At 61.2% G+C, this 24436-nt stretch carries 25 protein-coding genes and 2 tRNA genes; all 27 read left to right on the top strand.

Annotation, left to right across the window (positions count from 1 at the left end):
• Nucleotides 1-32 precede the first annotated feature (32 nt).
• The 27 genes from rlmH to ABG80_RS16685 all read left to right on the top strand — a co-directional run bounded on the left by rlmH (nucleotide 33) and on the right by ABG80_RS16685 (nucleotide 24336).
• The gene (gene rlmH, locus ABG80_RS16825; RefSeq protein WP_058088779.1) at nucleotides 33-500 is read left to right on the top strand and encodes a 23S rRNA (pseudouridine(1915)-N(3))-methyltransferase RlmH; all 468 of its coding nucleotides are present in this window, start codon (nucleotides 33-35) and stop codon (nucleotides 498-500) included.
• A gap of 84 nt (nucleotides 501-584) precedes the next feature.
• Nucleotides 585-1235, top strand: coding sequence for a Maf family protein (locus tag ABG80_RS16820; protein WP_058088868.1), 651 nt, complete (start codon nucleotides 585-587; stop codon nucleotides 1233-1235).
• 37 nt (nucleotides 1236-1272) lie between these two features.
• Nucleotides 1273-1995, top strand: coding sequence for an NAD(P)H-binding protein (locus ABG80_RS16815; RefSeq protein WP_058088778.1), 723 nt, complete (start codon nucleotides 1273-1275; stop codon nucleotides 1993-1995).
• A 9-nt stretch (nucleotides 1996-2004) separates the two neighbouring features.
• Nucleotides 2005-3504: a ribonuclease G gene (rng, locus tag ABG80_RS16810; RefSeq protein WP_058088777.1), complete on the top strand. Its 1500-nt coding sequence runs from the start codon at nucleotides 2005-2007 to the stop codon at nucleotides 3502-3504.
• A gap of 153 nt (nucleotides 3505-3657) precedes the next feature.
• The gene (gene tolB / locus ABG80_RS16805; RefSeq protein ID WP_058088776.1) at nucleotides 3658-4992 is read left to right on the top strand and encodes a Tol-Pal system beta propeller repeat protein TolB; all 1335 of its coding nucleotides are present in this window, start codon (nucleotides 3658-3660) and stop codon (nucleotides 4990-4992) included.
• 23 nt (nucleotides 4993-5015) lie between these two features.
• A complete protein-coding gene (pal, locus tag ABG80_RS16800) occupies nucleotides 5016-5576 on the top strand; it encodes a peptidoglycan-associated lipoprotein Pal (RefSeq protein WP_058088775.1) in 561 nt (186 codons plus the stop codon).
• Nucleotides 5576-6409 (top strand): tol-pal system protein YbgF, encoded by an 834-nt coding sequence (ybgF, locus tag ABG80_RS16795; protein ID WP_152987694.1) that lies wholly within the window; start codon nucleotides 5576-5578, stop codon nucleotides 6407-6409. Before pal ends, ybgF begins: the two co-directional genes overlap by 1 nt.
• A 76-nt stretch (nucleotides 6410-6485) precedes the next feature.
• Entirely contained in the window at nucleotides 6486-7310 is an 825-nt protein-coding gene (locus tag ABG80_RS16790; protein WP_058088774.1) for a tRNA threonylcarbamoyladenosine dehydratase, read from the top strand.
• Between the two features lie 59 nt (nucleotides 7311-7369).
• Nucleotides 7370-7445: transfer RNA gene (locus tag ABG80_RS16785), tRNA-Lys, on the top strand.
• Nucleotides 7446-7632: 187 nt separating this feature from the next.
• A tRNA-Lys gene (locus tag ABG80_RS16780) sits at nucleotides 7633-7708 on the top strand.
• A 93-nt stretch (nucleotides 7709-7801) separates the two neighbouring features.
• Entirely contained in the window at nucleotides 7802-8731 is a 930-nt protein-coding gene (locus ABG80_RS16775; protein ID WP_083506216.1) for a ParA family protein, read from the top strand.
• Nucleotides 8732-8817: 86 nt separating this feature from the next.
• Nucleotides 8818-10542 carry a hypothetical protein gene (locus tag ABG80_RS16770; protein WP_133606534.1) on the top strand — a complete coding sequence of 575 codons (1725 nt, stop codon included), beginning with the start codon at nucleotides 8818-8820 and terminating at the stop codon, nucleotides 10540-10542.
• Entirely contained in the window at nucleotides 10539-10949 is a 411-nt protein-coding gene (locus ABG80_RS16765; protein WP_058088771.1) for a hypothetical protein, read from the top strand. Before ABG80_RS16770 ends, ABG80_RS16765 begins: the two co-directional genes overlap by 4 nt.
• Before the next feature lie 100 nt (nucleotides 10950-11049).
• Nucleotides 11050-11625: an STY4526/YPO1902 family pathogenicity island replication protein gene (locus ABG80_RS16760; protein ID WP_152987693.1), complete on the top strand. Its 576-nt coding sequence runs from the start codon at nucleotides 11050-11052 to the stop codon at nucleotides 11623-11625.
• The gene (locus ABG80_RS16755) at nucleotides 11622-12524 is read left to right on the top strand and encodes a DNA adenine methylase (protein WP_058088769.1); all 903 of its coding nucleotides are present in this window, start codon (nucleotides 11622-11624) and stop codon (nucleotides 12522-12524) included. The genes ABG80_RS16760 and ABG80_RS16755 overlap by 4 nt, the downstream gene beginning before the upstream one ends.
• Before the next feature lie 106 nt (nucleotides 12525-12630).
• Entirely contained in the window at nucleotides 12631-12855 is a 225-nt protein-coding gene (locus tag ABG80_RS16750; RefSeq protein ID WP_160322577.1) for a hypothetical protein, read from the top strand.
• A 1-nt stretch (nucleotide 12856) separates the two neighbouring features.
• Nucleotides 12857-13282, top strand: coding sequence for a hypothetical protein (locus ABG80_RS16745; RefSeq protein ID WP_058088767.1), 426 nt, complete (start codon nucleotides 12857-12859; stop codon nucleotides 13280-13282).
• Nucleotides 13283-13307: 25 nt separating this feature from the next.
• Complete coding sequence (locus ABG80_RS22085) at nucleotides 13308-14876, top strand: hypothetical protein (RefSeq protein ID WP_152987691.1); 1569 nt, start codon at nucleotides 13308-13310, stop codon at nucleotides 14874-14876.
• A 218-nt stretch (nucleotides 14877-15094) separates the two neighbouring features.
• Nucleotides 15095-16141: a PFL_4669 family integrating conjugative element protein gene (locus ABG80_RS21625; protein ID WP_083506215.1), complete on the top strand. Its 1047-nt coding sequence runs from the start codon at nucleotides 15095-15097 to the stop codon at nucleotides 16139-16141.
• Nucleotides 16142-16182: 41 nt separating this feature from the next.
• Nucleotides 16183-17025 carry a hypothetical protein gene (locus ABG80_RS22080; protein ID WP_160322576.1) on the top strand — a complete coding sequence of 281 codons (843 nt, stop codon included), beginning with the start codon at nucleotides 16183-16185 and terminating at the stop codon, nucleotides 17023-17025.
• A gap of 55 nt (nucleotides 17026-17080) precedes the next feature.
• Nucleotides 17081-17617, top strand: coding sequence for a hypothetical protein (locus ABG80_RS16715; RefSeq protein WP_133611357.1), 537 nt, complete (start codon nucleotides 17081-17083; stop codon nucleotides 17615-17617).
• A gap of 104 nt (nucleotides 17618-17721) precedes the next feature.
• The gene (locus ABG80_RS16710; RefSeq protein WP_083506214.1) at nucleotides 17722-18126 is read left to right on the top strand and encodes a single-stranded DNA-binding protein; all 405 of its coding nucleotides are present in this window, start codon (nucleotides 17722-17724) and stop codon (nucleotides 18124-18126) included.
• 56 nt (nucleotides 18127-18182) lie between these two features.
• The gene (locus ABG80_RS16705; RefSeq protein ID WP_058088759.1) at nucleotides 18183-19157 is read left to right on the top strand and encodes an OmpA family protein; all 975 of its coding nucleotides are present in this window, start codon (nucleotides 18183-18185) and stop codon (nucleotides 19155-19157) included.
• Between the two features lie 9 nt (nucleotides 19158-19166).
• Nucleotides 19167-21137, top strand: coding sequence for a DEAD/DEAH box helicase (locus tag ABG80_RS16700; RefSeq protein ID WP_083506213.1), 1971 nt, complete (start codon nucleotides 19167-19169; stop codon nucleotides 21135-21137).
• A 116-nt stretch (nucleotides 21138-21253) separates the two neighbouring features.
• Nucleotides 21254-22243: a S49 family peptidase gene (locus tag ABG80_RS16695; RefSeq protein WP_160322575.1), complete on the top strand. Its 990-nt coding sequence runs from the start codon at nucleotides 21254-21256 to the stop codon at nucleotides 22241-22243.
• Nucleotides 22244-22262: 19 nt separating this feature from the next.
• A complete protein-coding gene (locus ABG80_RS16690) occupies nucleotides 22263-23048 on the top strand; it encodes a CsgG/HfaB family protein (protein ID WP_058088758.1) in 786 nt (261 codons plus the stop codon).
• Nucleotides 23049-23250: 202 nt separating this feature from the next.
• Nucleotides 23251-24336, top strand: a complete 1086-nt coding sequence (locus ABG80_RS16685; protein ID WP_083506211.1) for a DnaB-like helicase C-terminal domain-containing protein — start codon at nucleotides 23251-23253, stop codon at nucleotides 24334-24336.
• Nucleotides 24337-24436 lie beyond the last annotated feature (100 nt).

Here is a 24436-nt window from a genome sequence, read left to right as displayed (position 1 = left end):
CGAGTGTTGACGCCTGAGCAGGTCCCAAGCCCATGAAGTGCACCGTGCTGACCATCGGCCAGCGCCTGCCCGACTGGGCACAGGAGGCCTGCGAGGACTACCTCAAGCGCTTCCCGCCCGATTGGCGGGTCGAGGTCAAGGCCGTCAAGGCCGAGCCACGTGAGGGCAAGCCCGTGGCCGCCATCATGCAGGCCGAGGCCGCCCGCATGGAGGCGGCCCTGCCCAAAGGCACGCGGCGCGTCATCCTCGACGAGCGCGGCACGCGCCTGACCAGCGTGCAACTCGCCCAGCGCACAGAGGCCTGGGAGCACGACGGCCGCGACGTCGCCCTCATCATCGGCGGTGCTGACGGCATCGACCCGGCTTTCAAGCAAACGGCCGATGAAGCCATTCGCCTCTCCGACATGACCCTGCCGCACGCTTTGGCGCGTGTGCTGTTGCTCGAACAGGTCTACCGCGCCTGGTCGCTGCGCCACAACCATCCTTATCACCGCGCCTGAATGCCGCGCCCGGGCTGGGCTTGCCTGCCTGGGCGAGCCAGCGAGCGGTTGTCGCAGCTCAACGGGCGCAAAACGAGCACGCACATGAGCCCATCTTCTCCAACCGCCGCCGAACTCGCCCGCGAAGGTGGCCCCTGGCTCTACTTGGCGTCGCAAAGCCCGCGCCGACGCCAGCTGCTGGACCAGCTCGGCGTGCGCCACACCTTGCTCCTGCCCGATGCCGACGAAGACGCAGAGGCCCTGGAGGCGGAGCAGGCGGGCGAATCCCCCGAGGACTACGTGCAACGCGTGACCCGCGCCAAATGGCAGGCGGCGATGGCGCGCCTGCAGGCCCGCTTCTGTCGCGACCCGCAGGCGTGGCCGCTCGGCCCCGTTCTGTGTGCCGACACCACGGTGGCCCTGGGCAACACCATCCTGGGCAAGCCCGCAGATGCCGCCGACGCCATGCGCATGCTGCGCAGCCTTTCGGGCTGCCGACACCGCGTGCTGACTTCCGTGTGCGTGCACGGGCGCCTGATGCTCAGCACCTCGCACGTGACGTGGCGTGAGCTCGACGACGCCGAGATCGAGCGCTACGTGGCGGGAGGCGAGCCGTTCGGCAAGGCCGGCGCCTACGCCATCCAGGGCCGCTCGGGCGCCTGGACGAAACACATCGATGGCAGCCACAGTGGCATCATGGGCCTGCCGCTGTATGAGACGGCCGAGCTGCTCAAGCCCATGGGCTGGGACTTCTGAGCGGGCTGCCTGCAAGACCACGCAAAAGGAGCCTGCCATGAGCGAATCCCCCGCCATCGGTGCCCTGGGCACCGTGTTGATCGCAGGTGCGACCGGACTGGTCGGGCGTGAAGCCGTCAAAGCCTGCCTGCAGGACGAAGGCGTCACCGGGGTCCGCGCCCTGGTGCGCCGCCCCCTGACGCTGGACGCCATGCTCGGCGGCCTGGCTGCCGAGGCGCCCGCCATCAGCCCGTCGCAACGCTCTCGCTTTCAAACCGTCCAAGCCGACTTCCAGCGGCTTGATCGGGAGCCAGCCACTTTCCAGGTCGACACCGTTTTCTGCGCCTTGGGCACCACCATCCGCCAAGCCGGTTCGCAAGCGGCTTTCCGCCAGGTCGATTTCGAAGCGCCGCTGCAGATCGCGCGCATGGCGCACGCGCAAGGCGCGAAACGCTTCCTGCTGGTCAGTGCGCTCGGCGCGTCGTCCTCGTCGCGCGTGTTCTACAACCGCGTCAAAGGTGAGCTGGAAGATGCCGTTTCGGCGATCGGCTTCGAACAGCTGCTCATCGCGCGACCTTCTTTGCTCGACGGCGATCGCCTTGAATCTCGCCCGGCAGAGCGCATCGGGTTGATGCTGGCCAAGGCCCTGGGCTTTCTGATCCCCGAGAGTCATCGACCCGTGCACGTGAGGCAGGTGGCGAGGGCCTTGTTGCACGAAGCCCGAGAGGGTGGGGCAGGGCGTCGGGTGCTCACCAACGCGCAGATGCGGGCCATGCGGTAAATTGCCCGCATGCCCCATTCCCAAGACATCCTCATCAACTGGACCCCCCAGGAAACCCGCGTCGCCATCATCGAGAGCGGCGCCGTGCAGGAGTTGCACGTCGAGCGCACGCTCGAGCGCGGCCTGGTGGGCAACATCTACGCCGGCAAGGTGGTGCGCGTGCTGCCGGGCATGCAGTCGGCTTTCATCGACATCGGCCTGGAACGCGCGGCCTTCCTGCACGTGGCCGACCTGCACCGCGAGGACGGCGGCCCCAAGCACGCCCGCCCGGGTGAGGTGCAGGTGCCCATCGAAAAGCGCGTGCACGAGGGCCAGACCCTCATGGTCCAGGTCATCAAGGACCCGATCGGCACCAAGGGCGCGCGCCTGTCCACCCAGATCAGCGTGGCCGGTCGCCTGCTCGTTTTCCTGCCGCAGGACGACCACCTGGGCATTTCGCAAAAAATCGGCTCGCCCGAGCAGCGCGAACAGCTGCGCGAGCGCATGCAGCGCCTGATCGCCGAAGCCAATGTGCGCGAAGGCCGCACTCGCTCGGGCGGCTTCATCCTGCGCACCAACGCCGAAGACGCGACCGACGAAGAGCTCGCGCTCGACATCGCCTACCTGCGCAAGACCTGGGGCACCGTGCGCGAGCAGGGCATGAAGGCGCCTCCAGGCACGCTGCTTTACCAGGAGCTCAACCTGGCCCAGCGCGTGCTGCGCGACCTGGTCACCGAACAGGTGCAGACCATCCGCATCGACTCGATGATCCAGTTCGATGCGCTCAAGGCCTTTGGCGCCGAGTTCACCCCCACTGCGGTCGACAAACTGGCCCACTACAAGGGCGAGCGACCCATCTTCGACCTCTACAACATCGACACGGAAATCGAGCGCGCGCTGGCCCGCCGCGTCGAGCTCAAGTCGGGCGGCTACCTCATCGTCGACCAGACCGAGGCGCTGACCACCGTCGACGTCAACACCGGTGGCTACGTGGGCGCGCGCAACTTCGACGACACCATTTTCAAGACCAACCTGGAAGCGGCGCAGGCGATCGCGCGTCAGCTGCGCCTGCGCAACCTGGGCGGCATCATCATCATCGACTTCATCGACATGCTGCGCGAGGACCACCGCGACAACGTGCTGGCCGAGTTCCGCAAGCAGCTCGGGCGCGACCGCACCAAGGTCACGGTCAGCGGGTTCTCGCCGCTGGGCCTGGTCGAGATGACGCGCAAGCGCACCCGCGAGTCGCTGGCCCACATGCTGTGCGAACCTTGCCCGACCTGCGAGGGCAGGGGCCAGGTCAAGACCGCGCGCACCGTCTGCTATAACATCCTGCGCGAGATCCTGCGCGAGGCCCGGCAGTTCAACCCCAAGGAGTTCCGCGTTGTGGCCAGCGCCGCCGTGGTGGAGATGCTGCTCGACGAAGAAAGCGCCCACCTGGCGGGCCTGAGCGACTTCATCGGCAAGCCCGTGTCCTTGCGCACCGAGCCCTCGATGTCGCCTGAGCAGTACGACATCGTGCTGCTTTGACGTCTGCCTTGGCTGCCAGGCTTTACAGAAGTTGACCCGAAACGCATCCGGTCACCAGGCCAGCCAAGCGAAGACACCGCCAAGCCACGGCACAATCGAGGGTGCTCCATCTCTGTGATCCCCAGGATCCGCTCCGCTGTTTTGATTCGCCCCATGACCATTTCCGATTCGCCTGATTCGCCAGATTCACGACGTTCGGCCTGTCTGCGTCTGCTCGGGGGCTCGGCCCTGCTGGCCATGGGTGCCGGCGCACCGGTGGCCTCGGCCCTGGCTCAGTTTCGCGTCGAGATCTCCGGCGTCGGCGCCACCCAGCTCCCGATCGCCATCGCCCGCTTCCGCGACGAGGGGCGTTGTCCGGTCGCCTTGTCTGCCGTGATCCAGGCCGACCTTGAGCGCAGTGGGCTGTTCAAGGCCACAGACGCTGGGTCCACCCAGCTTGACGACGCCAGCAAGCCAGTCCTGTCGGACTGGAAGGGGCGTGGTGTCGATGCCCTGGTGGCTGGCTCCGTGGCCCAGTTGGCCGATGGTCGCTGGGACGTGCGTTACCGGCTCTGGGACGCCCTCAAGGGCAAGGACCTGGGAGGTCTGTCGCAGGCCGTGCACCCTGGTGACCTGCGCCTGATGGCCCACCGCATCGCCGACGACATCTTCGAGAAACTCACCGGTGACCGCGGCGCGTTTGCCACCCGCATCGCCTATGTCAGCAAGGTGGGCAAGCAGCATCAGCTCATCGTGGCCGACGCCGATGGCGAGGGGGCGCAGGTGCCGCTGGCCAGCAGCCAACCCATCATCTCGCCGGCCTGGTCGCCCGATGGCCGCAACCTGGCCTATGTTTCGTTCGAGACAGGCAAGCCCGTGGTCATCGTGCACGATGTGGCCTCGGGCCGCCGACGCGTGGTGGCCGGCTTCAAAGGCAGCAACAGCGCGCCGGCCTGGTCGCCCGATGGCCGCCAGCTCGCCGTCACGCTCAGCCGCGATGGCGGCTCGCAGATCCACATCCTCGACATTGACGGGGGCGGCACCCGGCGCCTGACACAAAGCAGCGCCATCGACACCGAGGCCGCCTGGTCACCTGACGGCGCCACGCTCTACTTCGTCAGCGACCGCGGCGGCAGCCCCCAGATCTACCGCGTGCCGGTGGCCGGTGGCAGCGCTCAGCGCGTCACCTTCTCGGGGGCGTACAACATCAGCCCGGCCATCAGCCCTGATGGGCGCTGGCTGGCCTACGTGGGCCAGGTCGAGCGCGGCTACAAGGTCCACGTGATGGACCTCTCCAGTGGCCAGGTCAAGGCCATCACCGAGACCCGCGACGACGAAAGCCCCGGCTTCGCGCCCAACAGCAGGCAACTGATTTACGCCACCCGGCTGCAAGGCCGGGAAGTCCTCATGACCAGAACGCTCGATGGCCGCATCAAGGCCAAGCTGACCACCCAGGTCGCCGATGTGCGCGAGCCGGTCTGGGGGCCTTACCTCACCCAACGACGCTGACCTCGTCTTTCCAGGAGAAACCCATGCAACACACCGCTCGCCCCTTCCTGTCTCGCTTCGCCCTGCTGGGCACCGCTCTCGCCGCTGCAGCCTTGCTCGGCGCCTGCGGCTCCAACGTCAAGCTCGACGAAAACGCTGGCAAGGCAGCACCCATCGAAGACGCCAGCAAGGGCCTCAACGATGGCCGTGGCACCGCCGCCAGCAACATCACCCCGGTGGTGGTCGACCCGACTGCCAACGACGCTGCTTTCGGCAACCTGCCCAGGGTCGTCTACTTCGACTTCGACAGCTTCATCGTCAAGGACGAGTTCCGCGACGGCATCGCCGGTCACGCCAAGCGCCTGAACGCCAACAAGGCCAAGAAGATCATCGTCGAAGGCCACACCGACGAGCGCGGTGGCCGCGAGTACAACCTGGCCCTGGGCCAAAAGCGCGCCGAAGCCGTGCAGAAGTCCCTGACCCTGCTGGGCGTTTCGGCCGACCAGATCGAGGCCGTGAGCTTCGGCGAAGAGCGTCCTGCCGCCCAAGGTGGCACCGAAGAGGCGTGGGCCCAGAACCGCCGCGCTGAAATCAAGGACCGCTGATGAACTTCGCGCCCCTCACCATCCGCATGGGGCGCTGGCGCGGCCTGGCCCTGTGCCAGGCTGTGTGCCTGGCTGCCTTGATCGCGCCCCTGACGTCGCACGCGGGCATCTTCGATGACGACGAAGCTCGCCGTGCCATCCTGGAAATGCGCCAGCAGCGCAAGCAGGATGCGGAGTCTGCTGACGCCCGCTTGCAGGCCTTGTCCGCCCAAGTGGAGCAATTGCGCCGCAGCTTGCTTGACATGAATGCCCAGATCGAGCTGCTGCGTGGCGAAGTGGCCAGCCAGCGAGGCAGCGTCGAGGTGCTGCAGCGCGACGCCTCCGAGTTGCAACGCAAGCAGAAAGACGCTCAGTCCGCTTTCGACGAGCGCGTGCGCAAGCTCGAGCCTCAATCGATGACCGTCGATGGCAAAACCTTCCTGGCCGACGCCGACGAAAAACGCGCCTTCGATGACGCCATCGCGCGCTTGCGTGCCGCCGACTTTGCGGGTGGTGCCGCAGCCCTGAATGCATTCCTCAAGCGCTACCCCCAGACCGGGTACGCCGAGTCGGCCCAGTATTGGCTGGGCAATGCCCACTACGGCCTGCGTGACCACAAGGAAGCCATCAAGGCTTTCCGTGCTTTGGTGGAGCGCGCCCCGGATCACCTGCGTGCCCCCGAGGCCATGCTCTCCATCGCCAACTGCCAGTCCGAGCTCAAGGACAACGAGGCGGCCCGTCGCACGCTCGAGCAACTGGTTCGTCAGCATCCGCAGACCGAGGCCGCGCAGGCCGCACGCGATCGCCTGCTGCTGCTCGCGCCCGCCAAGGCTCCGGCGCGCAAGGGCAAATGAGCGTGCCGTGGAGTCAGGTTGCCGGCGTGCAGGACGTCGCCATGCCGCAACGGCCGAGAACGGCCCTGGGTGACGCATGAGCAACAAAACCCAGGCAGAGCTGCTTGCCCAGGCCAGTCGCCCTGACCCGGATCGACGCTTTGGCGGCCTGCGTCGCTTGCACGGCCCGACAGGCTACGAGCGCTTGCGCGGTGCGCGCATCGCGGTCGTGGGCGTCGGTGGCGTGGGCTCGTGGACGGCCGAGGCCCTGGCGCGCAGCGGCGTGGCCGAGCTCACCTTGATCGACCTCGACCAAGTGGCCGAGTCCAACATCAACCGCCAGGTGCACGCCTTGGAGGACACGCTGGGGCAGGCCAAGGTGCACGCCCTGCGCGACCGCATTGCCCAGATCCACCCAGATTGCGTGGTGCACGCGGTCGAGGAGTTCATCGACGAGGACAACGTTTCTCAGTTGCTGCAGGCCGACCGGCTCGACGGCGTCATCGACTGCTGCGATCAGGTGCGCGCCAAGGCCGCCATCGCAGCCTGGGCGCTGGCTCACCGCTGCGCCATGGTCTGCGTGGGGGCTGCGGGCGGCAAGGTGCAGCCGCACCAGGTGGAGGTGGCCGATCTGGCCGATGTCACGCATGACCCCTTGCTGGCCAGCCTTCGTCAGCGCCTGAGACAGAGGCACGGCGCGGCGCGCAAGGGGCGCATGGGCGTGACGTGCGTGTTCTCGCGTGAAGCTGTGCGCCCCCCACAAGACCGCTGCGAGCTCGGCGACGTCGATGCGGCCGGGGCCGTGGATGGCTCGCTGAACTGTGCAGGCTATGGCTCCAGCGTCACCGTGACAGCCACCTTTGGCATGGTGGCCGCTGCACTGCTGATCGAGCGAGTCGTGATCGCAACGCCGCAGCGTTGAGTTCGCGGCCCGGCTGGACTTGCAGTGAAAACCTGGGCTACAATCGCAGGCTTTGCTGGGGGTCGGTAGCTCAGTCGGTAGAGCAGCGGACTTTTAATCCGTTGGTCGCGAGTTCGAGTCTCGCCCGACCCACCAAAAGCTAAAAAAGCGAAAGGCGAGAGCCGATCGCAAAAAGCCTTTCGGGCTCATCAAGCCCGGCAGCGTGAAGGAAGTGTTGAAAAACATTCACAGCGCTGGACAGTGGCTCAAAAAATTGTCTATAATCTAAGTCTTCGTTGATCGCTGGCTTGCGCAGCAAGCGGGCGATAAAAACGATGCAAACGGGCTCTTAGCTCAGTTGGTAGAGCAGCGGACTCTTAATCCGTTGGTCGTAGGTTCGAATCCTACAGGGCCCACCAACAATTCCTAGCCCCGCGTCCTAACCGTTCACAACGGTTGAGACGCGGGGCTTTTGTCATTTCCCTCTCGGTTCGCAAAACCGGAGGATCGAAATGGCAAGACGAGTGACAGCCCTCAGCAGCAAGGGCGGAGTGGGGAAGACAACCAACCTGGCCAACCTTGGCGCGGTACTCGCCGACATGGGCGCCCGGGTGCTGTTGTGCGATGCAGACATCCAGCCCGCACTGTCCAAGCACTATCCCCTCGAGTACGAGGCCCCGAAGGGGATTGTGGAAGTCTTCGCCCAAGGGTGGATCGACCAGGAATGCATCTCCCGCACCTCGCTCCCCCGCCTGCACCTCATCAAGTCCAACGATGGCAAGGCCCAACTGCAGCACTGGCTCTACAACCGTGCAGACCAACGCACCCGTCTGAAGGGTGCGCTTGCCGCCCCCCTCATCGATGACAACTACGACTTCGTGCTCATCGACACCCAGGGCGCCATTGGCCCGGTTCAGACAGCGGCGGCTTTTGCCGCGCACACGCTGATTTCTCCGTTACCTCCTGACAGCCAGTCCATCCGAGAGTTCGCCACAGGCACTTTGCAGGTGCTCAAGGCCCTGGAGCACTCGGACACAGAGCCCACTGCGTTGCTGGCGCCTCTGCATGTTCTGATTTCCAAAGACAGGTACACGCGCAACGCCAAGGCGCTGTTGAATGCGGTGCGGAGCGAGTTCAAAGAAAGCGACGAGGTTCGCTTTCTCTCGACCGTCGTGCCAGATGCCGTGGCCTACAACGAGGCTGCGACGTTGCAAGTGCCCGTACACATGCACAACCGCGTCAGCGGGCAGCGCATCTTGTCGGCATTCGAGGTCATGCATCGTTTGGCCTGGGAACTGTTTCCCGAGCTCTATGGCTGGTTTGCAGGGGGAGTCAAGGGCGATCCGGATCAGGTGTTTGCTCCTCCACAAGACCCAGCAGGAGGTGAGATTGCTGATGAGGCTGGTGGCGAGCAGCTCGCCTCAGCAGGGGGTGCTCAATGACAGTGCCCAAGTCGCTGCCCCCTCTTCCTGTGCCGAGTGGTGGTGTCGCTACAACACTTGGCCATGTCCTTGGCGGGGGAAGACGCGTGCCAAACCTGTCTTCCGTCACGCCGGCTGGTGAAAACGACATTCGCCAGGCGATGGCCAATGCGTCTGTGACCGCCAGAAACCCTCAGGCATCGACGGTCGACCTGAACGATCCGGACATCGACGGCGCCACGATCCGACTGAAAAACGCCGACGTTGGGTTCAACCCTTATCAGCCGCGTCAGTATGTGAACGAGTCGTACGAGGAAATTCGTACATCTATGAAGGCCAACGGCATGGACGTGGCCCTGCAAGTCACTCGCAGGGGCCCTGGACAGCCCTACTTCTTGGCCGGGGGCGGGAACTCTCGCCTGGGCATTGCGCAGGACATTTTCCGAGACGAAAACGATCCGCGGTTCGAGTACAGCCACTTCATTTTCAAGAAGTGGCCCGGTGATCGCCGTGTCATGGCCAGCGCGCTATCCGAGAACCTTGCGCGCTCCGATCTGAAGTTCTGGGAAGTGGCGAGGGCTGCAGGCGAGATCATCGACGACCTCGAGAAAGAGCATGGTCCGCTAAGCGAGCGCAAGCTGGAAGAATTGCTGCCCGCTGAGGGCATCCATGCCAAACGAGCGCTCATTGGCCGATGGCTTTTCACGCGCAAGCGTCTAGGCGCCCTCGACAAAGCATTGATTGAGCTGACCGGACAACAGGTCCTCTCCAAGTATCAACCAAGGCTGAACTCACTATGCCGGCTGGCGGGCAAGTTCGAGTTGGATCCAGAGGATTTCTGGTCGAGCGTGGTGTCGCGCACGCTTGCCCAAGTGAGTGAAGACTTTCTCCGAGATGCTCGGACCTACGATGTCGATCGAATCTGTGACGCGGTCGAGGTGGCCTTGGCAGAGCGGGTCGGCGAGAGCGCAGCAAGCATCAAGCGCATGCTGCAGCTCATGTCTGCAATGGATGGCAATGTCACTCTTGCGGACCTGAAGGCCCCGCCATCACCGCCTGTACCGCCCCCAGCAGTTGCTCGACAGGGAGGTAGTGGCAACTCGTCGGGAACTTCAAATGCACCTCAAGCTGGCAGTGCAGGTGCACCAGCCGATGACGAAGATCGCGGTGCCGTAGTGCCGCAGGAGGCGCTTCGGAGTCTGCGCCCGGCATCACCACAATCTCCGGCATCTTTGAGCATCGTTTCCGCCGCAGGTGGCGCACCGGAAACGCGGCATGAAGCCGCTGACGAGGCGTCTACGCAGCAGCTCGAGCAGGCCGCCCAAGCCATGGTGAGGCATCCCACCCTGGCTCCTCACGATGGTCAGGACGTGCGGGGGCTCTTGACTCATGAATTGCGCTACCTGGTTGAGAGAGTCGGTATCGCTGAGTGCTTTGTGCCCTGCGATTCGATGCCGTTCGGCTTCTTCATGGAGTATCCAGAGCCGGGCTCGCTCTCGTCGCCCAGTGTCCAGCAGGGTGCTGCTGATCTACTGGTTCGGGCTCAGGCAGGTGCAGTGTTCTGGACATTGCAGAAACTCTCAGGGCAGCTTGCGCCTGAGCTAGCCCGGCAACTGCCGCCGACATCGCGCTTCTACCAATCACTCGTCAATGACGATTTCTCTCTCGCGTCACTTAGTGGCAGCCTGATCGGCGATTCCGCCATCGATGACGTCCTGCTCTTGGCAACGAAGCCGGGAACTGACGCAATGACGCAGCTGCTGCAGGTTGTCGTCCTGATGCGTGCGGTCAGCGAACGCTACCCCTCTGGCTTCGAGGGGGCTGTGTCATGAAGCTCGGCGAGTTCTTCAAACCATCCTTCTACAACCCTGCGACGGGAGAGCAATTCATCGAGGTCCGGTGCATGAGCTATGCATTCATTCTCATGGCGCTGGCTCGGTGGGTAGTTCCCATGCTCCCGGGAGAAAAAGATCCGCTGCTCATTGAGATGAGTCACCTGGTGGACGTGGTCGCGAGTTTGGTCCTTGTGGCGTCCACGTTGGTGAACGTAATTCGCTCACCAGTCTTGCCAGTGTTTGTATGCGGTGTCTTCATGTTGGGCTCAGGAATGTCGCTCGCTCTGGGGCAGGGTCAAGCCATCCAAGCGCTCATCACCGATGCTGGGCTGAGCGTCATCTTGTTGTTGCTGCATGTGCTGGTGAACAGCCTCTATCGGCGCTTCAAACCAACAGCCTTCTAGCAACCACCACCACAAATTCAATCAATCACTTTCCAGGGAGTTTCACGTGTCTTCTGTCAATGTCCTCGACCCGACCATCAGGCTGATCGTGCTCGCGCACATGCTGCAACAGTTCGATCAACTCGATCCTGACTGCATCCAGGAATACCAGATGGCGGGTTTCGATGCGGCTTCGATTGATCGGCTGCGCAACCTGACCACGGCCGATCTGGTGCGGCTGGCTCAGCACTCTCGCGACACGAGCATCCAGATCAGCATCAACCCGACCAAGTTGGTGGCGGACATGAATCGCTACGAACACATGCGCGCGGACGAGCGCTTGTACGAATACTTCGTGCGGCATGGCGCAAGCCTCAACTTGATCATGGACCTGTTCACCAAGCGGCCGTCCGATGTCAAGCGCATGCAGCTGATGCTTGGCGTGACTTCACAGATCGGTCGCCGCGCGCTGCCTGACGACGACACCAGGCTTGAAATCACAACGGCTTGGCACCGGCTCCGCGGTAACGACTCATGGCCGTACCGGGGCCGTGAGCACTTTCGTGCGCTGCACGAGGCCTATCCCACCCTGACGATCGCGCAATTGGAGGCCGTGATCGCCTCCTTCAAGGTGCGTCAGGCCCCTGGTGCCGGCACCGCGAGCGGTGATGGTCGGGTCGGGAGCACCCAGCCATGACGGTGCTGGCCTTACCCGTTCGTCGGCAGCCGGGAGGGCGTCCACGCCCGATGTTGCGTTACCACGGAGGGAAGTACCGCATGGCGCCATGGATCATCAGCCACTTTCCGGCACACGACACCTATGTTGAACCATACGGTGGGGCGGCTTCTGTCCTGCTGGCAAAGCCGCGATGCCGCGCCGAGGTCTACAACGATTTGGATCATCGCATCGTGAACGTCTTTCGCGTGGTGCGGAACCCCGCCACCGCGCAGGAACTGCGCCGTCGGCTGATGCTCACGCCTTTCGCTCGTGCTGAGTTCGAGTGGAGCTACGAGGATCCGATCGACCCCCTGGACGCCGCGCACAAGACGATCATCCAGTCGTACATGGGTATCGGTGCTGATGCCGCGACGCGCAACGATCGTCCAGGTTTTCGCGCAAAACGCGCCAACGCCACCTTGCCCAGCTCCGAGTGGGCGGGCTGGCCTGACAGCGTGCCAGCGCTGACAGAGCGACTGACCGCCGTGACGATTGAGAGCAGAGAAGCCACAGGGGTCATGCAGGACTACGACACGCCGACCACGTTGCACTACGTGGATCCGCCGTATGTACGAAGCACACGCTACGAGAACGGCCGCCATGGCTACCGACATGAGATGAGCGATGACCAACATCGCGAACTCGCTCAGGTTCTCCATGGCCTGCAAGGCCTCGTCGTCTTGTCGGGCTATGCATGCGATCTGTATGAAGAGCTCTTTTCCGATTGGCATCAGCTCGAGCGCGATGCCGTTGCCGACAGCGGCGGCGCCAGAACCGAAGTGCTTTGGCTCAATCCGGCTTGTTTCGCAGCGCTTCGCAAGGAGCAAGAGCAAGCCAGCCTGTTGATGAGCGATGAGCTTGTCAGCCACACACGATGAGGAGGTCTTGGTGATGCAGCGCCAACGGTTTGAGTATTCAACAAGCTACTTCCCTCTGGCCTATGAGGCGGTCAGGGAAGGAATGCTCTTCTTCAAGGGCCCTCCGATGCCCACGAATCCCCTCACTGCCGACTTCGTGCAGGCCAGCCAGTACCAGGACCACATGCAGGCGATGGGTGCGGAGGGATGGGAATTGGTGGGTGTGCAGCCCGCCTTGCGAGCCACAGTGGTCCCCGCCAAAAAGGCCGAGGGCCAGATCGTGAGTTACCCAACCACGTCCGGGTACTTCTTCTTCTGGAAGCGAATCGTCCTTGCCCGAGAGGAGCATTGAAATGCACAGCCCTGATGATCAGCTCGCAAGAGAGCTGAATGCGAACCCTGAGTTCGCGCTCTTCATGCTCGATCTGCCCATCGTGGTGCAGCGAGCATTCATTCCGCTGACAGGACGGGTGACAGCGGCTTTGATGCTCTCTTGGGCAATCCAGGTGACCGATGAGCCTGGCGTCGCCGATGCAGAAGGTTGGTTTGCGAAAGGCAATGACGAGTGGCACGCCGACATCGGCCTGTCTCGTGATGAGCTTCAGACAGCACGCGACTGCCTTGAACAACTGGGGCTGCTCGAAGTCAAGCGTGAAGCAACTGAACCAGGCACCAGCGCGTTTCGTCGTGTGAATCACTATCGCGTGGATCTCAAACGACTGTCGCAGTTGCTTCTCGCTCATGCAGAGAAGTTGCGTCAGGCCAAGGGGATGCATTGACCGGCTACCAGGTCATCCAGAGCTCATGAGCCAGTTCCAAGCTCCCAACAATCCAAGCGCCGCCTTGTCGCAGCACTTGCTGCGCAGTCGCCCCATCGCAGTCCACCGCCACGTTCTTGCAATTGCGGGAAGCCCTGCTGCGGGCGTCTTGCTGTCGCAGCTCGTGTATTGGACTCGCCGAGGTATCGGCGTTGCTGAACAACAAGGCTGGATTCATAAAACTGCTGAGCAGTGGGCACGCGAAACAGGGATGAGCTGGAAAGTGCAGCAGCGTGCTCGCAAGGCACTGATCTCACGCGGTCTCATTGAAGAGCGCACCTCTGGTATGCCGCGCCGTACGGAATATCGACTGAATTTGAATGTGTTCGCCTCACGCACAAGTGAGCTCATTCAAATCCAGTTGCAGGATGACTTCGTCTCCCTGGATCTGTTTCGAACCGATGACATCGTCATCAAGCAGCTGCTGGGCAACGCGGTGTCGTACCACCGCGTCCTTGCAGAGTTGACCCCCCACATCAACGACGCCCTTCTCCTGTCGCGCCTGATCCACGATCAGCGCCAGGCGGGGCGTTGGATGGTCCGCAGCCGTAGCGACTGGCTGCGGGAGTTGTGCATGTCGCGTGACGAGTGGGAAACCGCGAGGCGCCACCTTCGGACGCTGGGCGTCTTGGTTGAGCGTCAGAGCAACTTCCCTCGACGAGTGAACCTGCTGGTTGACCAGGCCGCCCTGGTTCGGGCTCTCAACAAGAATGCACAGGGGCAGTTCGTCAAGGCGCAACCCATGTCTCGACGCCCAGCTGACAAGGCGTCTGGGGTGCCTCCGAGATCTGCCAGCGTTGCCGAAAAGCCCGTGGATCCTACAGTAGGCGGGATTGGGAGATTCTGTACAGCGGGATTCCCGACATCAGAATCTCCCAATCCCACCCATCCCAATCCCGCCTCTAAGGCCTGCCCAAAGCCTCCTGCACAGATCGCCCAATCCCGCCTTTATATGGAGAGAGGGGGATTACAAGACCCACTACAACAAGATGGCTTACCGCCAGTGGTGGGGGTGGTCGATGAAGGTCGAGGATTGGAATTCGGTCTGGAAGGGGTGGCCCGGGCCGGGCCACCCCCCCAGAATCCCCCAATCCCGCCCAGCCAAGCCCCTGCTGTTGGCGCCAGTCCGGACCATCTTGTGTGGCCTGACTTCCTCAATGAGGAGCAGCGTCCAGGAGTTTGGTGGCACCTGAGCCATGTTGCTGCTCGTGCGCAGGACGTCCTTGATGAGGTGGCGTGGACGCACGCAAAGAGCGTGGTCAGGAATCCTGTGGGCCTCGTTCGGCATCTGGTGGGGTTGGTCGCGCAAGGCACCTTCATCGCTGAAGGTGCTCCTGAAATTCAGCGGCGACGCAAGGCAGCAGCCGACATCGCAGCTCGCATGGATCACAGGGCGAGTCTCGACACCACGCCTGAAGCCTTGACGTTCGCCTCAGGCGAGACGCCCCAGCCCGTTGCAACGGAAGCCTCGCTCAAAGCACGCGATCTCATCCGCGAGCATCTTGAACGAGTCCGCCGCACGCGGTCTCCGTCAGGTCCGGGGCGCAGCGTATGACCGAGCACGCCTTGCGCCGTGAGGGGTGGCCCGGGCCGGGCCACCCTTCCTGGATCACCCAATCCCGCCCAGCGTTAGCAGGGTGTCAGGTGGCCCTGGCCGAGGGCAATGACCGGGCGTTCGAATTGGTCGAAGGGCCTTTCGACAAGGCTTTGGTTAACACAGCAGTGCAGTCGGCTGAGTAGCAAACACAACCGTTTATTTGAGAGGGAAACACCATGAGCGAAAATAATCAAACCGTTGATATTCAGTCTCCGATTGCGGCAGGTTCGCCGTTTCCGGATGGATATGACATCGTCGGCGAGCGTGAGTTTCTGAAAGACTTGATCGATTCAGATCAGGTTGATCCCACAGATCCGCGGTACCCGCGTCTCGTTGAGCTTGAAAACCGTGAAGCTGCGTTGTCGAAAATGCGTGTGGCTCACAAAAGCCGCGAAGGTGCGAATACGGAAGTAACCGATCGCGAGGCTCTGGGGTTGCGTGACATGGGTAAATTGGCTGTTGCCAATGATGAAAGTGATTCTGTTGATATTCACACCATGCATGCCGCCCGGTTGTTTCTTGGCCGTGAAACCAAGCCTGGTGAAAATGGCTATGCAATGACTGGCGGTCGTCGCGTAGCAAGCGCCTTGCGTGCCATTTGGCACTTGTCTTCGAAAGACAATCCATACGCCGACTACGCTTTGATTCTTTCGGATGAAAGAATGGATGAGGTGCGTCGAGAAATTGATAAGCGCATCAAAAATATGCAGCGGGATTTGGAGAGGTATGAGTCGCAGGGGCTCAATTTCCATGTGCTGAAGAATCCGAAGCCATATCGTGTGGAGTTGGGCTTCCGGTCACCCTATGGTTATTCCGTCATCATGCTGATCAATCGCTTTGATTACTACGTGCGAATGGTCAAGACAATGGCTGCGAAATCCATCATTGGCGACAGCGAGGGGCGCAGCAAGATCTACGAGCTCACGAAGCAATGCCGTTCCATCTTTGAAGAGGTGGTGAACTTCCATCGCATTCTCATGCGCCCTCAGTTGGTCGAATTGTCTCGTTCTGATTTTCTGCCTACCGCGCAGGATGATGGCAAGAAACGGGTTGCCGCCGTCGTCAAGCTGCTGGGTGAGGTTCCGCGCGAAGTATTCAAGGGTCAGATTGTGCCTCGCCATTCTCGTCGTCGCATTCAGCTTTCGCCTCAAGAGTTGCGCCTGCTGGATGAGGTGCCACTCAATGGTGATATGCCTGTCGCAGAGGAAAGCACGCTGCTCTAATTGTCTGGACCAGTTTCGACCAATTTGTTTGTTTGAACGCGATGAATGCCAAAAGTAATTTGATTGCCACGGCCATTCAGGCGTCCTCTGGCTTAGCAGGCCTCAGTTTGTTGTGTGTCTATGGCCGAGCACGGTGCTCGGTCGCGGGTGACCCGGGCCGGGCCACCCGGGTTGAAGCTGAAAGCACCGTTCCTGCCGCAGCCGTGGATGGGCTGGCTCATGCGCCTGTCGCACAGGCTGGCCCGGGCCGGGCCAGCTTTGCAGACACCTGGAATGTGGTCACATCCAAAGAAATTCGGACAGATGTGATGCCAGAGAGGGGTGGCCCGGGCCGGGCCAGCACTTTTGAAGTGCGGCAGTGTGGGCTGAAAGGGCCGTGTGGGATGAAAGGGACCTGCGGCAGCAGTGATGGGCGGCATGACCTGCGGCAGCTATCTCCTAATCAGCATGAAGTTCAAAGTCATCAACAAATGCAACAGCAAACTTGTCAAACAATGGATTCTTATAAAGGGCCCTTAAAGGGTAAGGCGCATGCCGTGCGCCAGTGGTTGTCGTCTGCGGAAAAGAGGCTCGTGGATGTGCACAGTGAGATGGAGTTGCTGCGGCAAGAGAGCAAGGACTTGATTTCGGATGAGTCGCCGTGGTCGCTCGACATCTACAGCATCACCAAGCGTGGGGCCAAAAGTTTGCGCTGGCGCATGACTGGTGGCGCACATTCGCGATGGGAGAAAATCGTGCCGCTGCTTGCGTACCTGGCGCCGGCATCTGCGCAGTGGTATCGTGAGGCGAACATCCGTGCCGCAGTTCTAAATGCCCGGGAGCAATCTGTTAGGTATGAAATAAAGACGGCAAAGAGGTTGGAGCAGGCTTTGGATCTGCTTTGAATTGACCGTTATCGAAATCAACTAATATGGTGGTCCAATGATTAGAGAGAAGTGGATGAGCGATGAGGGATATGCCAGTGGCGTGAAGGCTTGCCGCAAAATGGGGGGCGATACGCTGGCAATGAAACGTGGGCAGCTATTCGAATTGGAGGTTGCGGTTGGCAACCTCAAAAGAGGTCTGCCATCACCGAGAATGGTTGCCGCCATGATTGGCTTTGTCTTCGGTGGGGCAATTGTCGGAGGGGCCTTGCTTTACTTGAAGGTGCTTGATACGTTTCTTTCTGGTGCAGTCGTCGGGCTGATTTCTGGGTTGATTTCAGGGTGGGTGATTGTTGGGTATTCAGGCTTTCCTGCTTCCCATTTCGATTACATAGATTCCCTGCTTGCTCAATATGAGCCAGTTCTGGTGCAGGCTTATGTGGATTTGCAGAAAAAGGTTAGAGAGGCTGGGGGATTCGAGCCTCTTGTGCTTGAGGATTGGCTGAAGCTGGAGAGTAAGGCGATCGATGTTGTCGAGCTCGAACGAAAGGTTTTGGTTGGCGGTGAGCATCCTGGTGGCAGCAAGTTTCTGAGTAAGAAAATTGGGCAATAAGAATCTGATTCTGTAGTGGTTAATTCAAAAGAGGCGGCTCAATGAGGCTGACCCAGATGTGTTCTTGACAAGGCTCCAATGAGGAAAACAAACTGGAGCAGAAAATGGGTATCGAATCTACCGTTATTGGCAACATGCTGACCAATCCCGAACGTCGGATCGTCAAGGTTCGCGGTGAGGACACCACAGTTACCGAGTTTCGGGTCATGGCCGATGTGTACAAGCGGGATGACAACGATCAACTGGTGCAGGACGAGCAAAAGTCCGAGCCGGTGCAGGTCTCGGTGTGGAACGAAAAACTGGGCGAAGAAATCGCTCGTCATTTCAAGGCAGGTTGCCGTTTGATCATCATCGGCACGCAAACGATCCAGACTTGGCAGAAGGACGGACAGAACCATTACCAAGTGCAGATCAACGCTGCGGCTGTGGGCCTGGTGCCCTATCGCATCGACCGCATCGAGTTTCGACAGAAGCGTGAAGCCTCGACCTCTGATCAGCAGGCGGCCTGAGCGTGGTGCCACCGCCGTCAGGCGGTGGCCGATCTTCACCTTCATCGAGTATCGACATGAACACCATCAAGCGCTGGAGCATGGAGCGTGATGCTGCCTACATCCATGCCATCTTGAGCTGCCTTCGCCGTCATGGCCCACTGGTCGGTGCGGCCGAGGTCCTGCAGCAATCCGTGTCCTACCTCCGAGCTCGTCATCCTCAAGGTGGTGAGTTGGAAGATGCGGTGCATCTGCGGCGAGTGGTGCGGGCGTTGCTGGGGCTGCTGGCCACAGGCAACGTCCGAAGCTGGCTATGGCAAGGTCAGGTTTGCTATGCCTTGCCTTCCTTGAGCCAGCAGTGCTCGCTTGGCCTGGGGCGCAGCGGTTTGAAGCCCTTCGCGGTTCCTATGGCTGTGGCAGCGGCTGCCGTGGTTGCTGGCTGTGCCTCCTCTCATGACGGTAGCTTCAGCTCGCCGCGGTACAGCTACTTCGTTGAGCCCGGTTTGCATCAGGAACTTCCTATTGCTCGACCTCAGCCCGCGCGGCTGCTGGCTGAGCCCTTCACGCGCCATGTGGCGCGTGTCGAGGCAGTGGCCGAGGCTGGGGCAGCGTCTGGTGCTCCATCAGGAAAAATGAGCGGATCGACATTGGCTGTGGCAGGAACACCCGAGGTTCGGGAAGCCGCGAAGCAGGTGCTGGTGCAGCCGGAACTCATTGAGGCATCGGTGCATTTCGCTTACGCGAGATCGCAACTCGGGCTTGATGGCTTGGCCGAGCTACGAGCCCTCGTCCCTCGATTGCGCGATGCCGCCAGCATCAGATTGATCGGTCGCGCTGATCCAACGGGGCAGCCGGCAATGAATGCTCGTCTTGCGCAGGCGCGTGCGGACTCTGTGGCCGTTCAGCTGAAGCGGCTGGGCATCAAGCCGGACAAGATTCGAGCACAGGCCTGTGACAAGTGCTGGGTCGCTCCGGAGAAGCTGGACGCAGCTACCGCGCAGCTGCGTCGTGTCGACATCGAGGTTCGGTTTCCGACCGTGGCCCACGATTGATCGCTGCACATGAGCGATCTACAGGTTGCGGCTGAGCCTGGCTCGGCCGCACCACCCTTCACGCCGGTCACGCCGTTCAGGCCATCGTTGGTGGTCAGAGCGGTGTGCGATGGCCTGCGCCTGGGCTTCAACCTCCAGTATGCCGAGGGCGTGAACACCGTCATGAAGAAAGCGGGCTTTGCCTGGAGCCGCTTTCGGCGGATGTGGGTGGTCCCAGTCGCCCAGGCCAGGGAGGCCATGGAGCAGGTGCGAGAGAACGCGCCTGTCGACCTGAGCTTCTCGCTCGACGATCTGCGTGACAAGGGCGCAGTGGCTTGGCTGAACAAGCAGCCAGACTTCTTCACTGAGCTTTTGGACGCCCAGTTGATCCCCCTGGAGGACGGGCGTTTTGCGTGCACCTTCGAGTTTGATGCTCTGGCAGCTCAGGCCATGCGGGAGCTGGGGGGGAAGTTTCACAAGTATGCGAACGCATGGGAGGTCGCCAGAACGAAGCAGGAGATCCTGCAGGTCCTTGAGAGAGTGGCTGGCATTCGCGAAGAATTTGTATTCGTCCACGAGCACCACATGCGACTGGAGCAGTTGGTCGCCAGGTCAAAGTCAGAGGTTCCAATCACTGTCCCAGGAGCCCCACCTCCCTTTGGTGGAGGCGGGGCGCGGGAGCCCGGCGAACTGGTCGGCAATGGCTTCTTGTCGGCCATCGGTACGCCCATGGCAAAGCTACAGGTGGACGATGTTGCACTGCGCTACTTGGCAAAGAAGTGCAGCCTGCGTAGTTACCAAGTTGAGGGGGTTCGTTTCCTGGCTGAGCGGTCAGCTGCGCTGCTGGGTGACGACATGGGGCTCGGCAAGTCTCGGCAAGCGGCCGTTGCAGCCAGGCTTGTTGCCGGAGATGAGATTGTGTTGGTGGTGTGCCCTGCCAGCTTGTGCATCAACTGGCAGCGCGAGATCAACGCGGTATTCCCAGATGAGCAGGTTGCCTTCATCGGTGAACACTCCTTGGAGGAGTGCGCCAAGGCACGGTGGATTGTCGCGAACTATGAGCGCCTGGCGGGCCTTGTGAAGGCCACGGACCTGCCTCTGGCATGCATGCTGGTGGACGAGGCACACAACCTCAAGGAGTACCAGGCCGGGCGCACACGCAATGCCTTCCTGCTTGCCGAGCGGATCAAGAGGCGCTTTCTGCTGACGGGCACGCCCATCCTCAACCGTGAAGTCGAGATGCATACCCTTTTGCGCTTGTCTGGGCACCCGCTCGGCGAGCTCGGCTTGAAGGAGTTCCGCAAACGGTACGCAGGCAGCTCTGCAAATCGCGGTGAACTGGCCGACCAGATCCGCGACTGGATGCTTCGACGTGGCAAGGACGTGCTGACCGATCTTGGCAAGAAGATCGAGCAAGTCCGGTATGTGAACCTGGCTGGAGGGTTGGCCTCCTACGAGAGGATCCTCAAGGACGCCACGATGCAAACGATGCCCAAGCTGATGAAGCTTCGGGAGCACCTTGAGCATCTCAAGGTCGACTTTATCGTCGAGTCCATCCAGGCCCTGCCATACGACCAGAAGGCCTTGATCTTCGTTGAGTTCACCGAGACGGTGGACATGTTGGTGAAGGCCCTGGCGGATGTCGGGATCAAGGCGGTTTCGATCATTGGTGCACACAGCCCCAAGCAGCGCATGAAGGCCGTGGATGCGCTGCAGAACGACCGTGACGTCCAGGTGCTCATCGGCACATCAAAGGCCGCTGGCGTCGGCCTAACGCTGACACGTGCCAACTACGTGTTCCTCATGAGCCTGCCGTGGACCAATGCGCTAAAGCGGCAGTCGGAGGATCGCGCATATCGCAGCGGGAACACCAGCGATGTCTTTGTCATGATCCCGATCATCGCTGGAACGCTGGACGAACAGGTGATGGCGTTGCTGAACTCCAAGGAAGAGATCGAGGACGATGTTGTCGAGGCTCTGCGAGTGGCGGTGACAGCATGAGCTTTGAAGGTGGACGGTGCGTTGGCGACCATCCAGGATCCGAAGAAAAAGGTGGTGACAGAAGAGCTCCACAGCACACAGCCAGCTCATGGCTGAGCAACAACGGAGAACCTCTCATGTCTTTCTTGAACCGCATGTGGCGAAAGCCAACAAGCGAAACGCAGATCCATGCAAATGACCAAGACGCTGTTCCAGGCCTCGTGCAGGCGCTGCTTGCCGACCGCAAGAGTGAGCGGCGAGCAAGCATCATTCGCACATCCCTGTACGTGCTCATGGTGACGGCACCGGCCTTGTTGTTCATGCCCAACCCTTTTTTAGGTTGGAGCTTCTCGTCTGGTCCGGTCGTGGGCGTGGTGCATCTTGATGGGCCAATCGAGGCAGGGGCTCCGGCCTCCGCTGATCGAGTGCTTCCCGCTCTGCGGCGTGCATTCGAATCGGAGAACGTCAAGGCTGTGGTGTTGAGCATCGATAGCCCTGGCGGAGCGCCCATCGAGTCCGAGCGAATAAATGATGTAGTTGCCGATCTGCGCAAGAATAATCCCAAGCCCTTCGTCGCGGTTATCAACACGCTGGGCACCTCTGCCGCCTATCTGGTGGCCATGCATGCGGACACCATCTACGCCGGACGCTACAGCATCGTCGGTTCGATCGGTGCCGTGATGGAGGGCTGGGACGTGCACCAGGTCCTGGCCAAGTACGACGTCAGCCGCCGCGTGTACGCGTCGGGTGAGCTCAAGAGCATGCTCAATCCCTATATCCCGATGTCGGACAAGGCCGATGCCGAGGCGCGGGAGCTCGTGGTGGGCATGGGAAAGCGCTTCAACGAAGAGATGCGTGCGAAGCGCGGGAGCAAGCTCAAGCCCGGCATAGACTACGGAAATGGTGGGGTGTGGCCTGGTCCGACAGCGAAGGAAATTGGCGTCGTGGACGAGCTGGGAACGCTGGATTCCGTCGTTGCGAAGCGATGGAACCTTCCCATCAAAGACTTTGGCCCTCGCGAGCACGGCATGCCTTTCGTGGCCACTGCAAGCGAATGGTTGACGGGGGTGGTCACTCAGACCACGCTGCGTCTGCAGGCCAACGTCGATGGCGTGAAGTTCAAATGAACCAACTTGGGGATTGAAGATGAAGACAAGCACACTTTGGGCTTTGGCCTTGATGTTTGCTGCTGGCGCCGCCAGTGCTGACAAGACCGAAACAGCAGAGAAAGACTACGATTTGCCGCGGTGCTCCAAGCCCATCGCCTCCGTGATGGTGGGACAACTGGCCTGCAAGTCGGCCTCGTGTCAGGCTACAGGCAAGGACTCCGGCGCCGGCGGCCTTATGGCGCTGGCGGCCTTGGCCTCCGGCAATTCTTCGGTGAGTTTTCCTGGCGTAGGCGAGGGCATGTCGGCCATGCTGACGACTGTTCTCAAGGAAACGGGGTGCTTTGAGATCCAGGAGCGCGAGGCACTGGATGAGCTCAACAAGGAGCTTGCACTTGTCGGCAAGAAGGTGGAGGTTCAGCAGGCTGACTTCATGATCAGCGGGGCCATCACGTCCATCAACATGGTGACAGAGAAGAAGCAGTTCGCTGGCGGCTATATCCCGATCCTTGGGGCGATCTCGACGACGACGAAGACGGCGGATCTCGGGCTCGACATCAAAGTGATCGACGTCAATCGCGCAAAGGTTTTGCAGGCCCGGACGTTCACTGGCAATAACGAAACGTCGAGCACGAGCTGGGGCGCAGCAGGCTTTGCCGGCATTGGCGCATTGGGCGGCATGTCCACTATCAAAGGCACGCCTATGGAAGAGGTCGTGCGTGATGTTCTGGTACGCGTCGCCTCGTTTACCTCTCGCACACTGGTGGACGCCAGCGGCGCGAAAGATGTGGAGCTCGTGAGCCCGTTGGCTCAAGCTGCGAAGTGATCGGCCTGTTGCTCATTTGTGGAGCATGCCGAGTTCTGGGTGGCGCTTCCTGCGGGGAGTTCGATGTGATCGCAGCGCTTATCCACAGTTTCTGTGGATAAGTTCGGCGCCCCCAAGGATGCTTCACTGCAGCAACTCATCAATGTGCTTGACGAATTTATTTAGTAATACCAAAATAGGACCTCAGTAAACGAGGTCAGACATGAAAGCTGTGCCCCAGAGACACATAGAACAAGACGATGCACAGTTGAGTGCTCTGCGTGTGCCGCCTCATTCGATCGAGGCTGAACAGAGTGTGCTTGGTGGTTTGCTGCTCGACAACACCGCTTGGGACCATGCCGCCGATTTGCTGCTGGAGCACGACTTCTACCGACATGAGCACCGGCTGATCTACGGGGCGTTGGCAGAGTTGATCAATGCGACGAAGCCTGCCGATGTGATCACCGTGTACGAGCGCTTGAAGTCGTCTGGAACAGGGGACGAGTGCGGAGGGCTAGGCTATCTCAACTCATTGGCCCAGAGTGTGCCCAGTGCTGCGAACATACGGCGCTACGCGGAGATCGTGAGAGAGCGATCGGTGCTGCGCAAGATGATTGCTGTCAGCGATGAAGCGATCGCAAGTGCCCTGCAGCCAGATGGTCGCTCTGTCACTCAGATCCTCGATGAGTTCGAATCGAAGGCTCTGAAGATTGCTGAGCAAGGGTCTCGGCATGCCAAGATCTGGAGCCCTCTGGACAGCCTGATCGCTGAGGCCATTGATGGAATCATGGCCAACGCGGACAAGGGGGGCGTGGCGTTGACGGGGCTCAGCACTGGTCTTGCCGACCTCGACAAACAAACGTCAGGTTTGCAGGACGGGGACCTCATCGTCTTGGCTGCGCGCCCTTCCATGGGGAAGACCGCCTTGGCGCTCAACATTGGTGAACACGTCGCAGTCAACCTCGGGTTGCCCGTGGCCGTGTTTTCGATGGAGATGGGGGGTGGTCAGCTCGCGCTTCGCATGATCGGGTCTTCTGCTCGGATAGACCAGTCGAATCTGCGGGCAGGCACGCTGAGCGATGACGAATGGTCCCGTCTGAGCGAGACGACTGAACGGCTCATCAAAGCCCAGATGTTCATCGATGAGACAGGCGCTTTGTCAGCCAATGAGCTGCGTGCGCGAGCTCGCCGCAAAGCGCGCGAGTGCGGAGGAAAGCTGGGACTGATCATCGTGGACTACTTGCAGCTGATGGCTGGTGGTGAAGCGGCAAGTGGTAATAGTCCGACGACCACCCTCTTGCCGAGTTGAGATGGCGGCATGAAGATCGCGTCCACTATGAAGATGGTGGACGCGATCGTAAAACAAGAGCCTGGCGCCAAGTCACGCTCTACGGGGGTGCGCTTACGGC

This window comes from Aquabacterium parvum (assembly GCF_001447195.1).
In the GTDB taxonomy this organism is placed as follows: domain Bacteria; phylum Pseudomonadota; class Gammaproteobacteria; order Burkholderiales; family Burkholderiaceae_C; genus Aquabacterium; species Aquabacterium parvum.
The sequence above is the reverse complement of the archived record's forward strand: the minus strand, read 5'-3'. Positions and strand labels throughout refer to the sequence as shown.

Bases quoted from the DNA above. Each gene is read 5' to 3' on its own strand.
- rlmH (WP_058088779.1), top strand. From the start codon at position 33: ATGAAGTGCACCGTGCTGACCATCGGCCAGCGCCTGCCCGACTGGGCA.
- ABG80_RS16820 (WP_058088868.1), top strand. From the start codon at position 585: ATGAGCCCATCTTCTCCAACCGCCGCCGAACTCGCCCGCGAAGGTGGC.
- ABG80_RS16815 (WP_058088778.1), top strand. From the start codon at position 1,273: ATGAGCGAATCCCCCGCCATCGGTGCCCTGGGCACCGTGTTGATCGCA.
- rng (WP_058088777.1), top strand. From the start codon at position 2,005: ATGCCCCATTCCCAAGACATCCTCATCAACTGGACCCCCCAGGAAACC.
- tolB (WP_058088776.1), top strand. From the start codon at position 3,658: ATGACCATTTCCGATTCGCCTGATTCGCCAGATTCACGACGTTCGGCC.
- pal (WP_058088775.1), top strand. From the start codon at position 5,016: ATGCAACACACCGCTCGCCCCTTCCTGTCTCGCTTCGCCCTGCTGGGC.
- ybgF (WP_152987694.1), top strand. From the start codon at position 5,576: ATGAACTTCGCGCCCCTCACCATCCGCATGGGGCGCTGGCGCGGCCTG.
- ABG80_RS16790 (WP_058088774.1), top strand. From the start codon at position 6,486: ATGAGCAACAAAACCCAGGCAGAGCTGCTTGCCCAGGCCAGTCGCCCT.
- ABG80_RS16775 (WP_083506216.1), top strand. From the start codon at position 7,802: ATGGCAAGACGAGTGACAGCCCTCAGCAGCAAGGGCGGAGTGGGGAAG.
- ABG80_RS16765 (WP_058088771.1), top strand. From the start codon at position 10,539: ATGAAGCTCGGCGAGTTCTTCAAACCATCCTTCTACAACCCTGCGACG.
- ABG80_RS16760 (WP_152987693.1), top strand. From the start codon at position 11,050: ATGCTGCAACAGTTCGATCAACTCGATCCTGACTGCATCCAGGAATAC.
- ABG80_RS16755 (WP_058088769.1), top strand. From the start codon at position 11,622: ATGACGGTGCTGGCCTTACCCGTTCGTCGGCAGCCGGGAGGGCGTCCA.
- ABG80_RS16750 (WP_160322577.1), top strand. From the start codon at position 12,631: ATGCCCACGAATCCCCTCACTGCCGACTTCGTGCAGGCCAGCCAGTAC.
- ABG80_RS16745 (WP_058088767.1), top strand. From the start codon at position 12,857: ATGCACAGCCCTGATGATCAGCTCGCAAGAGAGCTGAATGCGAACCCT.
- ABG80_RS22085 (WP_152987691.1), top strand. From the start codon at position 13,308: ATGAGCCAGTTCCAAGCTCCCAACAATCCAAGCGCCGCCTTGTCGCAG.
- ABG80_RS21625 (WP_083506215.1), top strand. From the start codon at position 15,095: ATGAGCGAAAATAATCAAACCGTTGATATTCAGTCTCCGATTGCGGCA.
- ABG80_RS22080 (WP_160322576.1), top strand. From the start codon at position 16,183: ATGAATGCCAAAAGTAATTTGATTGCCACGGCCATTCAGGCGTCCTCT.
- ABG80_RS16715 (WP_133611357.1), top strand. From the start codon at position 17,081: ATGAGCGATGAGGGATATGCCAGTGGCGTGAAGGCTTGCCGCAAAATG.
- ABG80_RS16710 (WP_083506214.1), top strand. From the start codon at position 17,722: ATGGGTATCGAATCTACCGTTATTGGCAACATGCTGACCAATCCCGAA.
- ABG80_RS16705 (WP_058088759.1), top strand. From the start codon at position 18,183: ATGAACACCATCAAGCGCTGGAGCATGGAGCGTGATGCTGCCTACATC.
- ABG80_RS16700 (WP_083506213.1), top strand. From the start codon at position 19,167: ATGAGCGATCTACAGGTTGCGGCTGAGCCTGGCTCGGCCGCACCACCC.
- ABG80_RS16695 (WP_160322575.1), top strand. From the start codon at position 21,254: ATGTCTTTCTTGAACCGCATGTGGCGAAAGCCAACAAGCGAAACGCAG.
- ABG80_RS16690 (WP_058088758.1), top strand. From the start codon at position 22,263: ATGAAGACAAGCACACTTTGGGCTTTGGCCTTGATGTTTGCTGCTGGC.
- ABG80_RS16685 (WP_083506211.1), top strand. From the start codon at position 23,251: ATGAAAGCTGTGCCCCAGAGACACATAGAACAAGACGATGCACAGTTG.